Here is a 13,132-nt window from a genome sequence, read left to right as displayed (position 1 = left end):
TCGCCTCATGTCGACTCCCGCCTCCTCCCTCGAAGCACTGCGCACGCTGCCCGCGCGGCGCCCGGCCGTGCGCTGGGCACTGCGCGTGCTGCGCTGGGCGCTCACGCTCGCCGTCACGTTCGCGGGGCTGCTCGCGCTGACGTTCGTGATCGGCCGCAAGGTGCCGATCGATCCCGTGCTCGCGATCCTCGGCGATCGCGCGTCGGCCGAGGCGTACGCGGCCGAGCGCATCGCGCTCGGGCTCGACAAGCCGCTCGTCACGCAATTCCTGATCTATGCGCGCGACGTGCTGCACGGCAATCTCGGCGTGTCGCTGCTGACCGCGAACCCGGTGCTCGACGACATCAAGCGCGTGTTCCCGGCCACGCTCGAACTGGCGACCATCGCGACGCTGATCGGCATCGCGATCGGCGTGCCGCTCGGCGTCGCGGCCGCCGTGAAGCACAACCGCCCGATCGATCACATCGCGCGCTTCGTCGGGCTGATCGGCAATTCGGTCCCGGTGTTCTGGCTCGGGCTGATGGGGCTGCTGCTGTTCTATGCGCGGCTGCACTGGGTCGGCGGCCCCGGCCGGCTCGATCCCGTCTACGACGGCATGGTCGACCCGCGCACCGGCAGCCTGCTGCTCGACGCGGCGCTCGCGGGCGAGTGGGACGTCTTCCGCAACGCGGTGTCGCACATCGCGCTGCCGGCCGCGATCCTCGGCTACTACTCGGTCGCGTATCTCAGCCGCATGACGCGCTCGTTCATGCTCGACCAGCTGAACCAGGAATACATCGTCACCGCGCGCGCGAAGGGCCTGTCCGAGCGACGCGTGATCTGGCGGCATGCGTTCGGCAACATCGCGGTGCCGCTCCTGACCGTTATCGCGCTCACGTACAGCAACCTGCTGGAAGGCTCGGTGCTGACCGAGATCGTGTTCGCGTGGCCGGGGCTCGGCTCGTACCTGACCGGCGCGCTGCTGAACGCCGACATGAACGCGGTGCTCGGCGCGACGCTCGTGATCGGCGCGATGTTCATCACCGTCAACCTGCTGACCGACGCGCTGTACCGCGTGTTCGATCCGCGTGCGCGCTGAGGGCCGCTCCGACATGACCGCTTCCCCCCTGCTTCTTTCATCGTCCATGCCGAAGGTCGTCCAACCATGAGCGCCGAGCGTCTCTCCCTGCACGCGTGGCTGCTGTCCGACGCGCCCGCGTCGCGCTCGCAGGCCGCATTCGGCCTCGCGTACCGGCGCTGGCGCCGGTTCGCCACGAATCCGCTCAACCTGTTCGGGCTCGCGATCCTGGTCGCGCTGATCGCGGTCGCGATCGTCGGCCCGCTGATCATGCCGCACGATCCGCTGCGCCAGGTGCTGTCCGACCGGCTGCTGCCGCCCGGCTCGCCGTCGCACTGGTTCGGCACCGACCAGCTCGGCCGCGACATCCTCTCGCGGCTGATCGCCGGGTCGCGCCTGACGCTCGGCATCGCGCTGCTGGTCGTCGTGATCGTCGTGCCGATCGGCCTGCTGATCGGCACGACGGCCGGCTATTGCGGCGGCTTCGTCGACAGCGTGCTGATGCGCATCACCGACATCGCGCTCGCGTTTCCGAAGATCGTGCTCGCGCTCGCGTTCGCGGCCGCGCTCGGCCCCGGCGTGATCAACGCGGTCGTCGCGATCTCGATCACCGCGTGGCCCGCGTATGCGCGGCTCGCGCGCGCCGAAACGATCCGCATCGCGCAGGCCGACTACATCCACGCGGCGCGGCTGCAAGGCGCGTCGGGCCCGCGCATCCTGCTGCGCTACATCATGCCGCTGTGCATGTCGTCGGTGATCGTGCGCGCAACGCTCGACATGGCCGGCATCATCCTGACCGTCGCGGGCCTCGGCTTTCTCGGCCTCGGCGCGCAGCCGCCGAGCCCCGAGTGGGGCTTCATGGTCGCGTCGGGCCGCAACGTACTGCTCGACGCGTGGTGGGTCGCGACGCTGCCCGGCATCGCGATCCTGCTCGTGAGCCTCGCGTTCAACCTGCTCGGCGACGGGCTGCGCGACGTCTTCGATCCCCGCCATGGAGCGTGACATGCCGATGCATTCCACCGCCGCGCCGGCACCGCTCTGCGAGATCGACGGGCTGAAGATCGGTTTCCGCGGGCACGACGGCAGCGTCACCGACGCCGTGCGCGACCTGTCGCTGACGCTCGCGCCGGGCGAGCGGCTCGGCATCGTCGGCGAATCGGGCTCCGGCAAGTCGTTGACCGGCCGCGCGCTGCTCGGCCTGCTGCCCGACGCCGCGCGCTGGTCGGCGCGCACGATGCGCTTCGCGGGCCACGACCTGCTCGCGATGTCGCCGCGCGAGCGCCGGCGGCTGTGCGGCAGCCAGATGGGCATGATCCTGCAGGACCCGAAATATTCGCTGAACCCGGTGATGACGGTCGCGAAGCAGATGGGCGAGGCGTTCCGGCTGCACGAGCCGGGCCTGCGCGGCCGTGCGCTGCGCGAGCGGATCGTCGACGCGCTCGCGGCCGTGCAGATCCGCGACCCGGCGCGCGTCGCCGATGCGTATCCGCACGAGTTGTCGGGCGGCATGGGCCAGCGCGTGATGATCGCGATGATGGTGTCGACCGGCCCGCGCCTCTTGATCGCCGACGAGCCGACCTCCGCGCTCGACGTCGCGGTGTCGATGCAGGTGCTCGCGGTGCTCGACGCGATGATCGCGCGGCACGGCACGGGCCTGATGTTCATCAGCCACGACCTGCCGCTCGTGATGTCGTTCTGCGACCGCGTCGCGGTGATGTATGCGGGCCGCGTGGTCGAGACCTGCGCCGCGCGCGACCTGCGCGACGCCACGCATCCCTACACGCGCGGGCTGCTCGCGGCGAACCCGCCGCTCGCGGACCCGCCCGACGAACTGCCGGTGCTGCGGCGTGACCCGGCATGGCTCGAGCCCGCGCCGCCGGCCGCCGCGAGAACCGATCGACAGGAGGCCGCACGATGATCGACGTCGATCATGCATCGATCCGTTTCCCGACCCGCACGGGTCACGTCGACGCCGTGCGCGACGCGAGCTTCGCGGTGCGCGACGGCGAAGTGTTCGGGCTGGTCGGCGAATCGGGCTCCGGCAAGTCGACGCTGCTGCGGGCGCTGACGGGCCTCGTGCCGCTCGCGTCCGGCGGCCTGTCGATCGACGGCCGCCCGGTGGGCGGCACGCCCGATCGCGCGTTCCGCCGCCACGTGCAGATGGTGTTCCAGGATCCGTATGCATCGCTGCATCCGCGCTTCACCGTCGACCAGACGCTGCGCGAGCCGCTGTCGATCCACGCGATCGGCGATGCCGATGCGCGGATCGCCCACGCGCTGTCCGAAGTCGGCCTCGGCCCGGCGTTCCGCTTCCGCTATCCGCACCAGTTGTCCGGCGGCCAGCGGCAGCGCGTCGCGATCGCCCGCGCGCTGATCGTCGAGCCGCGCGTGCTGCTGCTCGACGAGCCGACGTCCGCGCTCGACGTGTCGGTGCAGGCCGAGATCCTGAACCTGTTGCGCCGCCTGCATCGCGAACGCAACCTGACGATGATCCTCGTCAGCCACAACCTCGCGGTGATCGGCTTCCTGTGCCAGCGCGTCGCGGTGATGCAGCACGGCGAGATCGTCGAGCAGCTGCGGATCGAGGACGTGCGCGCCGGACGGGTCGCTCGCGACTACACGCGCACGCTGCTGAATGCGACCGAAGGCTACCGCCGTCTCGACCCGGTGGTCGACGCGCCTGCCTCGTGACATCCGCCGGACGCGAACGCATGCGATACTGCGCACGCCACGCGCCGGCTTGCCGCCGCATGGAACCCTTGCGTACCGCACGGGTCAACTTCCTTTCGTCAACAGCTCAATCGCAATAGGGAGGCATTCATGCTGCAATTCATCGAAACCCTGGTCGTCGGGCTCATCGTCGGCCTCCTCGCCCGCGCGTTCAAGCCGGGCGACGACAAGATGGGCATCCTGATGACCATCGTGCTCGGCGTCGTCGGCTCACTGGTGGCCGGCTATGTCGGCCGCGCCGCCGGCTGGTATGCGCCGGGCCAGGGCGCCGGCTGGATCGCGTCGATCATCGGTGCGATCGTGCTGCTCGTCGTCGTGGGTGCGATCCGCAAGCGCACGAGCTGAACACCGCGCGCCCCGCACCAGCGCAAAACGGCCGCTCGATCACGAGCGGCCGTTTTGCTTTCCGGACGACGCTAACCGTTGCCGGCGCAACGGTTACCGCGATCGTTCGTCATGCGATCTTGTCCCATCCGGCGTTTCCCCACCTTGCGGATGCGCAGATCCGGCCTACATTGGTTGAAGCACTGCGCGGTCATTTGCTTATAACCTATATTTTCGTTTTTTGATTCAAGAGGTCCGATGGTTTTGCCGTTTACGCAGATAGCATCGCAGCGTTGACGGACTGCCACCCGAGCGGCCCCGCTGCGACGCGCTTCCTCTCTGGAGCCTGTCATGAAGCATCGCGTGTTCGCCTCGTTCGCCCTGGCTGCCTCGCTTCTGGCCTCGTCCTCGTCATTCGCCGCCGGCGCGTCCGGCATCATCTACTTTTCCGGCATGATCGTCGAGCCGCCCTGCTCGTTCGCGCTCGACACGGCCAACGCGGCCCGGGCACACGTGCGCCCCGACTGCCCGCGTCCGGCCGCCGGCCAGATCGCGTTCATCGACGCGGCGACCCAGCGCTCGCTGAAGACCGCGCTCTTTACGCAAGCCTCCCGCGCAATCGTTTTACCTGACCGTCCGGGCAACGACCATGCACCGATGATCGCCGTCGTGACCTACCAGTAAAGCCCGCCGCGGCGCCGCGCGTCAGTCGCGGTGACGCGCGATCCAGTCGCTGAACGCGCGGATCTTCTGCTGGCTGCCGAGGTTCTCGGGGTAGACGAAGAAGTAGCGTGCGCCCGTTTCGAGCACGATGTCGAACGGCCGTTCGAGCCGGCGTGCGCTCACGTCGTCGTCGACGAGCGTCACGTCGCCGATCGCGACGCCGAAGCCCTGCATCGCCGCGTTCGTCGCAAGATCGAGCGTGTCGAACGTCGGCCCGCGCGCGGGATCGACGCCGCGCTCGCCCGCATGGTCGAGCCATGCACGCCAGTCGCGGTGGTCACGCGTCGGGTGCAGCAGCGTGTGATGCGCGAGATCGCCGACCGCGCCGAGCGGCGACGTCTGCCGCAACTCGGGCGCGCAAACGGGTGTCAGCCGCTCGTCGAACAGCGGCAGCGCGACGACGCCCGGGCCCGGCGACGTCCCGTAGACGATCGCCGCGTCGAACGGCTCGCTCGAGAAATCGACGACGTGCTGCCACGTGGTCGTGATCTGCACGTGGAGATCGGGATGTTCGCCCTGGAAGCGCATGATGCGCGGCAGCATCCAGCGCATCACGCAGGTCGGCACCTTCAGCGCGAGATCGGTGCGCTGCCGCGTGAGCTTCATCGAGATGTCCTCGATCCGCGCGAAGCTCTCGTCGACCACCGGCAGCAACTGCTCGCCTTCGGCCGTCAGCGTGAGGCCCTTCGCATGCCGCCTGAACAGCGGAAAACCGTAATGCGCCTCGAGCGTCTGGATCTGGCGGCTCACCGCACCCTGCGTGATGCACAGCTGCTCGGCCGCGCGCGTGAAGCTGCGGTGGCGGGCCACCGTCGAGAAGATCTGCAGCGCGTGCAGGGGCGGAAGTCGGCGCATGGCGAACGGGAAACGGAAAACAGCGCGGAAGGACCGCGCGCCGACGCCGGCGCGCGCTGACCGACACGATAAGCCAAACGCCGGCTTTGCGCGAGACGCCGGGTACTCAGGCCGTCGCGGTGAGCGCGCCCGCCGCGATGCGCGCCGCCGAGGCGACGACGTCCGCGCGCGCCGCGGCATCGGCCTGCGGCTGCGTGAACGACACGGCCATCACGATCGGTGCGCGCGCCGGCGGCCACAGCACCGCGACGTCGGTCGTCGTGCCGAAGCCGCCGGTCCCGGCCTTGTCCGCGACGCGCCAGCCGGGCGGCACGCCCGCCGCGATGCCGGTCGCGCCGCGCGCGCCGCCGACCATCCACTCCGTCAGTTGCGCGCGCTGCGGTTCGCGCAGCGCGTCGCCGAGCAACAGCCGCTGCAGCGTGTCGACCATCGCGACCGGCGTCGACGTGTCGCGCTCGTCGCCGGGCGCGGCCTTGTTCAGTTCGGGTTCCCAGTGATCGAGGCGGAAGGTGGTGTCGCCGCTTTCGCGCGCGAACGCGGTGACGGCCTGCGGGCCGCCGAGCACGCCCATCAGCAGGTTGCCCGCGCCCTTGTCGCCCGACTGCAGCATTGCGGCGCACAGCTGCGCGATCGTCATGCCGGTGTCGACGTGGCTCTCCGTAATCGGCGAGCCGGACACGATTTCATAGCGGCGATACAGGATGCGACGCGGCGGCAGCGATGCGTCGAGCGAACCGCGCGCGAGCATCGCAGCGGCCGCCATCACCGCATACGTACCGCACAGCGGGAAGCGTTCGCGTGCGTGATGCGCGATGCGTACGCCGTTCGACGTATCGAGCGCGGCGACGCCGAGCCGCCCGTTCGAGGCCTTTTCGAGCGCGGCGAGTTCGGCTTGTGCGGTGTGGGCGCGCCCCTGGTCGGCGACCGGCGCGGACGTGCACGCGGCAACGAACGGCGCGGCAACGGCGGCAAGCAACAGCGAGCGGCGTGTCGGAGAGTGTTCCATGAATGAGGTCTGTTCTGTCGGAAACGGTGGCTCGAAGCAACGCGGCCGCGCATCCGCGACGCGCGACCGTTCACGCCGACGGCCGGCCCGCGACGGCATTCGCCGCGCATCCCCGAAAGACGCCCGTCGGCCCCGCGCGATGGCGGGATTCGCATGAACAGACCCTAGCGTAGCAGCGACCGCCGTCGCGTTCCAGCGAAACGGCCCCGCCTCACCCTTGCGACGAAGGCAGGTACGGCATCGGATTCACCGGCTTGCCGTCGCGTCGCACCTCGAACAGCAGCGCGACGCGCGAGTTGTCGAGATCGCCCATCTCGGCGATCGCATCGCCCTGATGCACGATGTCGCCCGTCTTCACGAGCAGCTTGCGGTTGTGCGCATAGGCGGTCAGGAAATCCGCGTTGTGCTGGACGATGATCAGGCTGCCGTAATCGTTCAGGCCGGTGCCCGCGTACATCACGCGGCCGTCGGCCGCGGCGCGAACCGGGTCGCCCGGCCGGCCGGCGATCTGGATGCCGCGGTTCTGGCCGGGCCGGAACCCGTCGACGATCTTGCCGGTTGCCGGCCACTTGAGCGCGACGCCGCCCGCATGGCGACGGGTTTCCTTGACGACCTGACGGTCGCTCGCGCTCGATGCGCCGGCCTGCGAAGTGGCTTGCGCGGTTGTCTGCGAATTGCCCTGACTACCCGCCGCGCCATTGCTCGCGACGGCCTGCGTGGCGGCCGCTCCCGCGGGCGGCAACGGCTGCTGCCTGACGATGCGCAGCACTTGCCCCCTGCGCAGCCTGCCGTTCGCGGAAGCGATGCCCGTCAGCGTGTCGCCGCGTTTCACGACGTACTTCTGCGCGACGAGAATCGGCGCGGGCGGCATCGCGGCGGCCGACGGTGCGGCAGGCGGGCTCGAATCAGCGGGCTTTACCGCCAGCGTGTCGCTCGGCGGAACGGACTGCGGACTTGCACAACCGGCCATGACGAGCACGGCGGCCAGGCCCGACAGCCACGCCGCCTTGCGGTGAATCTCGCGCGTTTTCATGGACGATCCGACTCCGGTTTGACAATTTTTCAAGCATCTCAAAAACGGAACGGCCGACGTGTAACCGGATGCAAACAATGATGACAAACGATCACGGACCGGATGCCGGCCGGCATTCGCTACCGGTAATACGGTCCGATCCGGAAAAACTTGATGGTGTTTTCGCAGAAAAACGGAAGAATTTTCGTCGCAAAAAACTATGGCTTATTTATTTCAATAGACGCGCACCGCGACGTTCATCGCCACCACGCGGCAAATTCGGCACCGGCCCACGCGACGCCGATGCACAGGAACAGCAGATGCAGCGCGATCTTGAACGACACGCCCCATGACGAATCGATCTGCATGACAGGCTCCCCGGTTGATGTGCGTCCATGATCGACCATCGATCGCGCCCCGAAAATGCGGAAGCGGCGAACCGGGTCTCAGGCCAGCCCTGAGACCGGCGCCGCGGTTCCTGCTAACTTATCGGCCATTCCCCACCCATCGCTCCGCCCATCATGCGCTTCGACCTGACCGACCTGCGGCTCTTCCTGAACATCTGCGAAGCCGGCACGATCACGAGCGGCGCCGAGCGGACACACATCACGCTGCAGGCCGCGAGCGAGCGCATTCGCGGAATGGAGGACGAGCTCGGCGTGCCGCTGCTGCACCGGACCAAGTCGGGCGCACAGGCCACCGATGCGGGCCGTGCGCTCGAACACCACGCGCGCACCGTGCTGCAGCAGATCGATCACATGCGCGGCGAACTGCAGCAATACGGCCAGGGACTGCGCGGCCATATCCGGCTGCTGTGCAACACCGCGTCGCTGAGCGAATACCTGCCCGACGCGCTGGCCGATTACCTGCCGCGCCATCCGAAGCTGTCGATCAGCGTCGAGGAGCGCTCGAGTCAGGAGATCGTCCATGCGATCCGCAACAAGACGGCCGAGGTCGGCATCGTCGCCGATTCGGTCGGACTCGGCGGGCTCGAGCAGAAGCCGTTCCGCGAAGACTGGCTGATCGTCGTCGTGCCGGTCGCGCATCCGCTCGCGTCGCGCGACAAGGTCGCGTTCGACGACATCGCCGGCGAGGACTTCATCGGCCTCACCGACGGCAGCGCGCTGCAGGTGCATCTCGCCGACCAGGCGCGTGCGCTCGGCAGGCGGATCCGCTATCGCGTGCAGTTGAAGAGCTTCGACGCGATCTGCCGCGTGATCGCGAGCGGCGTGGGCATCGGCATCGTGTCGCGGCATGCGGCCGAGCGCGCGATGCAGACGATGGACGTGCGGCTCGTCGAGTTGTCCGATCCGTGGAGCCACCGGAAACTGACGCTCTGCGCGCGATCGTTCGACGCGCTGCCGAAGTACACGCGCGAGTTCGTCGCGTTCCTGTCCGGCGACGCCCCGCCGCAATGACGCGCGTCGCGTTCGACCTGCCCCATCGACTGACGGAGACATGACCATGACCGACACCGATCTCGCCACCCGCTATCGCGCGTATATCGACTGCCTGAACCGGCAGGACTGGCCGTCGCTCGGCGAGTACGTGTCCGACGACGTGATCCACAACGACCGGCCGCTCGGCCTCGCCGGTTACCGCGCGATGCTGGAACAGGACTTCCGCGACATTCCCGATCTCCGCTTCGACATCCGGCTGCTCGCGTGCGAGCCGCCGCACGTCGCGTGCCGCCTTCGCTTCGCGTGTACGCCGACGGGAACGTTCATGGGGCTCGCCATCGACGGCCGCAAGGTCACGTTCGCCGAGAACGTGTTCTACGAATTTCACGAAGGCAAGATCCGCCAGGTGTGGTCGGTGATCGACAAGGCGGCGATCGAGCAGCAGCTGTAGCGCGGTCGAAACGGCGGGTCGGCGCGCACGGCGGGCGGTGGCTGACAGCCCGCCGTGGCAGGTCGAACGTACTTCGATTCTTATGGATAACGTTTTCTTTCAGAAGGCGTCGGAGACCCGCCTCCATCCGATGCGCTCGCCCGCCGCTTCAAAGCCCTTCGCGCGTGCAATGACAGCCCATACACGAAGAAAAATCCCCGATATTTTCGCGTAATTCCGATCTACCCTCCGCACCACTCCCTCCCGCCATTCGGGTTTCTACCGGCGCATCCGATGTGAAAGTTCATTGACATCGCGTCGATCGATGCCTAAATTTGGAAAACGTTTTCCATTACTGGAGCGCGACGCCGGTGACGGCCCGCGCAGGGGGAACGCTCGCGCGCTCGATTTGTGATTCAGGCCGTCCGTCTTCAGGGATCAGGGTTGCAAGGCGGAGGCCGGGTACGGGCATCGTGCGCCGCATCGGCTACATGTGCCCGGCCTTCACCACTATTCAAAACTGGAGACACCATGCATCCGCGCAGCAGATTCACGCTCGGCGCCGCGCTCGGCGCCCTTTCCGTCGTGTTCGTCAGCGCCTGCGGCGGCAACGACGTGACCGATACGCCGCAGCCACCTCCTTCGTCCAGCACGCCCGCGCTCGCGGCGAACTCGCTGCAGGCGCTCGTCTACGGCGCGCCCGACACCAGCGTGCCGGCCGGCACGAACATCCCGGTCACGATGATGGGCCAGATGCGCGCGCTGTTCGACCTGATCCGGAAATCGCCCGATTTCACGCAGGTCGTGATGGATCTCGGCGACGGCACGCCCGTCCACGTGCTCGACACGAATACCGGCGACAAATTCCTGCCCGGCAAGCTCGCGCTCGGCCTGTCGTACATCCTGATCGACATGAAGTCGAAGAACGACCCGCAATACGCAAGCTACCTCGCGACGTACCAGGCGATCACGACCGCGATGATGGCGCAGTCGGGCGGCAACTACACGTATGCGAACACGTCGTGGGGCGAGTACTACTACCTCGTCGCGCTGAACAACCTGAAGGCGCACGGGATGCTCAACGAAGTCTTCAGCGACGCGATGCTCGCGACGCTGCAGCAGCGGCTCACCTTCTGCGACATGTTCGGCCCCGATGCAAGCGGCAAGACCAGCACGTGCCCGGCCGCCGGCACGCCGATCGACATCGCGTCGCTCAACACCGCGCAGAACTACTATGCGGTGTCCTACGGCATTGCCGGGCTGCGCCAGAAGCTCGGCTGGAGCAGCCCGTCGTTCGCATCGAAGACCGACCCGGCGGTCGCGACGATGAACGCGCGCGACGCACTGCTGTACACGCTGACGAACCACATTCGCAACGACTCGTCGGGCGGGTTCTCCGACGAAGCATCGAACACGCACACGACCTACTACGACCAGGCGCGCTTCGACCGCTACAGCACGCTGCTGATCGGCGAAGTGGTCGAGCGCACGTTCGAGATGGGCAACGAAGCGAACCTCACGCCGGAGCTGAAGGGCTATCTGCGCAAATCGGTCGACCTGATCCTGCCGCAGCTGAACCCCGCCGGCCAGGGCTTCAACTACGGCCGCTCGATCGGCCCGTACGGCGATTCCGCGTTCATGGAGGTGCTGACGGCCGCGGCCAATGCCGGCGTGCTGACCGACCGGGAGAAACAGGTTGCGTACGCATTCATCTACCAGGCCGCGCATCGTTTCGACACGTACTGGTACGACCCGTCGCTGCCGACGCCGTCGGTGAACATGTGGGTCAAGGGTCGCGGCACCGACACGTATCGCGGCAAGCCGCGCGTGATGGGCGAGAACTTCAGCCTGTTGCACCAGTACCTGTACGTGAACGCGTGGTGGAACAAGCTCGGCTTCGGCGGCCAGGCGCCGATGGCCGATGCCGACTACCGCGCGTGGCTCGACGCGCTGCCGCGCTACACGCTCACCTGGTACAACCAGCCGGGCGATGCCGCGCATCCGTACAGCGCCGCGCTGCTCACAGTGCGCGACGGCCGTCGCGTGATCAACCTGAATCTCAGCCAGGCGCCCGACTACAACTCGTACACGCCGTATTACCCGGTGCCGTTCTCCGACAAGCTGATCTACGGCACGACCGACCTCGGCTATGCGCTGCTGGTGCCGCAGGTGGCGTACAACGCGAAGACCTACATTCCGGTCACGTACTACAGGAACCTGAACGTGCAGGAAAGCAACGGCCAGGTGATCGTGTCGTTCGATACGACGAAGTTCCGGCTCGCGTCGAAGAACGCCGCGTACACGACGGATCTCGACCTGCAGGTGCACACGGTGCTGACCTTCGCGCACGGCTCGGTCTCGCGCAGCGATACGCTGAGCTCGGGCACGCTCGCGGGCAACCTCGCGGTCGAGACGGATTTCACGTCGTTCGCGGATTTCGCGTCGACGCAGGCCAATGGCGACGGCGTGTCGGTGACGTACGCGAACAGCGCCGCGACCGGCTATGCGGCATCCGGGTTCGACACCTGCGCGCTGTCCGCCTTCGACACGGTGAACGGCGCGACGAATCCGTTGTCGACGACGCCGATCGGGCAACTGCATTCGAACTTCGCGTGCACGACGAAGCCGTTCGCACTCGGCGCAGGCGCGACCCGCACGGTCGGATGGACGCTGAAGTACGCCGATCCGGCGTGAGCGGGGCAAGCACCATCCCGTGACCGTTCCCGAAGCCGGTTGCCGAAACCGGCTTCGGGATCATTCAGCATCCGGGCGCGCGCTCACCACCACCCCGACCCCGCCATATACGCGCCGAGCGCGATCAGCCCGACGAAGAAGCAGCGCTTGAACGTCTTCTCGCTCATCACGCGCCGCGCATATTGCCCGCCGGCCATCCCCGCCAGCGCGGGCACGAGCGCGAGCGCCGACACGCCGAGATCGACCGTCTGCAGTGCGCCCGTCACGCGCAATTGCAGGCCGAGCACGATCGTCGACGCGGTAAACGACAGCCCGAGCGCCTGGATCAGATCGTCCTTCGACAACCGCAGCGCCTGCAGGTACGGCACCGCCGGTACGACGAACACGCCGGTCGCGGCCGTCACGACGCCCGTCAGGTAGCCGACCACGGCCGACAGCCATTTTTCGTGGCGCCCCGGCGCAGGCAGCCGCGCGGCCGCCAGCCCCCACAGCCCGTAAAGCACCAGCACCACGCCGAGCGCCGCGTGCGTCCACGTGCTGCCGGCCGCGAGCGCCGGCAACCCGCCCGTCAGCGTGCCGACCGTCAGGCCCGCGAGCAGCGGCCACAGCCGGCGCAGCAGCGCGCCGAACGACGGACCGAGCCACAACTGCCACACGTTGGTGATAAACGACGGCACGAGCAGCAGGCTCGCCGCGGCCGACGGCGGCATCGCGAGCGTCAGCAGCCCCATCGCGATCGTCGGCAGCCCGAGCCCGATCATGCCCTTCACCGCGCCGGCCAGCAGGAAGACCAGTACGATGATCGTCAGCGTATGAATTTGCATGGCAGGCATTCCGTCCGTCGAGTACGGCGCCGATGGTGCCTGCCCGCCATGCCGCCCGCCATCTGGTTTTGCCTGAG

General features: G+C 67.9%; 13 protein-coding genes. 9 read left to right on the top strand and 4 right to left on the bottom strand.

Translation table 11 applies throughout. The annotated features are described in order from the left end of the window. The first annotated feature begins 7 nt into the window (after positions 1-7). The 6 genes from DFS13_RS01320 to DFS13_RS01295 all read left to right on the top strand — a co-directional run bounded on the left by DFS13_RS01320 (position 8) and on the right by DFS13_RS01295 (position 4,795). Positions 8-1,078 (top strand): ABC transporter permease, encoded by a 1,071-nt coding sequence (locus DFS13_RS01320; RefSeq protein WP_006483536.1) that lies wholly within the window; start codon positions 8-10, stop codon positions 1,076-1,078. A gap of 66 nt (positions 1,079-1,144) precedes the next feature. Then, positions 1,145-2,059, top strand: a complete 915-nt coding sequence (gene nikC, locus DFS13_RS01315; RefSeq protein WP_006483535.1) for a nickel transporter permease — start codon at positions 1,145-1,147, stop codon at positions 2,057-2,059. Position 2,060: 1 nt separating this feature from the next. Further along, positions 2,061-2,975 carry an ABC transporter ATP-binding protein gene (locus tag DFS13_RS01310; protein WP_006483526.1) on the top strand — a complete coding sequence of 305 codons (915 nt, stop codon included), beginning with the start codon at positions 2,061-2,063 and terminating at the stop codon, positions 2,973-2,975. Beyond that, on the top strand, positions 2,972-3,748 hold the full coding sequence (locus DFS13_RS01305) for an ABC transporter ATP-binding protein (protein WP_006483529.1): 777 nt from the start codon (positions 2,972-2,974) through the stop codon (positions 3,746-3,748). Before DFS13_RS01310 ends, DFS13_RS01305 begins: the two co-directional genes overlap by 4 nt. A gap of 129 nt (positions 3,749-3,877) precedes the next feature. Beyond that, positions 3,878-4,132, top strand: coding sequence for a GlsB/YeaQ/YmgE family stress response membrane protein (locus DFS13_RS01300; RefSeq protein WP_006483522.1), 255 nt, complete (start codon positions 3,878-3,880; stop codon positions 4,130-4,132). A gap of 330 nt (positions 4,133-4,462) precedes the next feature. Further along, positions 4,463-4,795 carry a type 1 fimbrial protein gene (locus DFS13_RS01295; RefSeq protein ID WP_111441313.1) on the top strand — a complete coding sequence of 111 codons (333 nt, stop codon included), beginning with the start codon at positions 4,463-4,465 and terminating at the stop codon, positions 4,793-4,795. Positions 4,796-4,816: 21 nt separating this feature from the next. On the opposite strand, the gene DFS13_RS01290 is transcribed toward DFS13_RS01295, so the two are convergent. The 3 genes from DFS13_RS01290 to DFS13_RS01280 all read right to left on the bottom strand — a co-directional run bounded on the left by DFS13_RS01290 (position 4,817) and on the right by DFS13_RS01280 (position 7,728). After that, a complete protein-coding gene (locus DFS13_RS01290; RefSeq protein WP_006496977.1) occupies positions 4,817-5,689 on the bottom strand; it encodes a LysR substrate-binding domain-containing protein in 873 nt (290 codons plus the stop codon). A gap of 106 nt (positions 5,690-5,795) precedes the next feature. Beyond that, positions 5,796-6,695, bottom strand: a complete 900-nt coding sequence (gene bla, locus DFS13_RS01285; protein ID WP_111441312.1) for a class A beta-lactamase — start codon at positions 6,693-6,695, stop codon at positions 5,796-5,798. Between the two features lie 211 nt (positions 6,696-6,906). Beyond that, entirely contained in the window at positions 6,907-7,728 is an 822-nt protein-coding gene (locus DFS13_RS01280; protein ID WP_111441311.1) for a peptidoglycan DD-metalloendopeptidase family protein, read from the bottom strand. A gap of 500 nt (positions 7,729-8,228) precedes the next feature. Between DFS13_RS01280 and DFS13_RS01275 the strand changes: the two genes are divergently transcribed. The 3 genes from DFS13_RS01275 (at position 8,229) to DFS13_RS01265 (ending at position 12,231) form a co-directional block, all read left to right on the top strand. Continuing rightward, on the top strand, positions 8,229-9,125 hold the full coding sequence (locus DFS13_RS01275; RefSeq protein ID WP_006496975.1) for a LysR substrate-binding domain-containing protein: 897 nt from the start codon (positions 8,229-8,231) through the stop codon (positions 9,123-9,125). Positions 9,126-9,171: 46 nt separating this feature from the next. Further along, positions 9,172-9,558 (top strand): ester cyclase, encoded by a 387-nt coding sequence (locus tag DFS13_RS01270; protein WP_111441310.1) that lies wholly within the window; start codon positions 9,172-9,174, stop codon positions 9,556-9,558. Positions 9,559-10,068: 510 nt separating this feature from the next. Continuing rightward, positions 10,069-12,231, top strand: a complete 2,163-nt coding sequence (locus tag DFS13_RS01265; RefSeq protein WP_111441309.1) for a hypothetical protein — start codon at positions 10,069-10,071, stop codon at positions 12,229-12,231. A gap of 83 nt (positions 12,232-12,314) precedes the next feature. Here the strand turns inward: DFS13_RS01265 and DFS13_RS01260 are convergent, their stop codons facing one another. After that, complete coding sequence (locus DFS13_RS01260; protein ID WP_006496972.1) at positions 12,315-13,055, bottom strand: sulfite exporter TauE/SafE family protein; 741 nt, start codon at positions 13,053-13,055, stop codon at positions 12,315-12,317. Between the last annotated feature and the right edge of the window lie 77 nt (positions 13,056-13,132).

It is taken from the genome of Burkholderia sp. 28_3 (assembly GCF_003253915.1).
Lineage (GTDB): Bacteria > Pseudomonadota > Gammaproteobacteria > Burkholderiales > Burkholderiaceae > Burkholderia > Burkholderia cenocepacia.
Note: the sequence above shows the minus strand (reverse complement) of the source record. Positions and strands in the feature narration are given on the sequence as shown.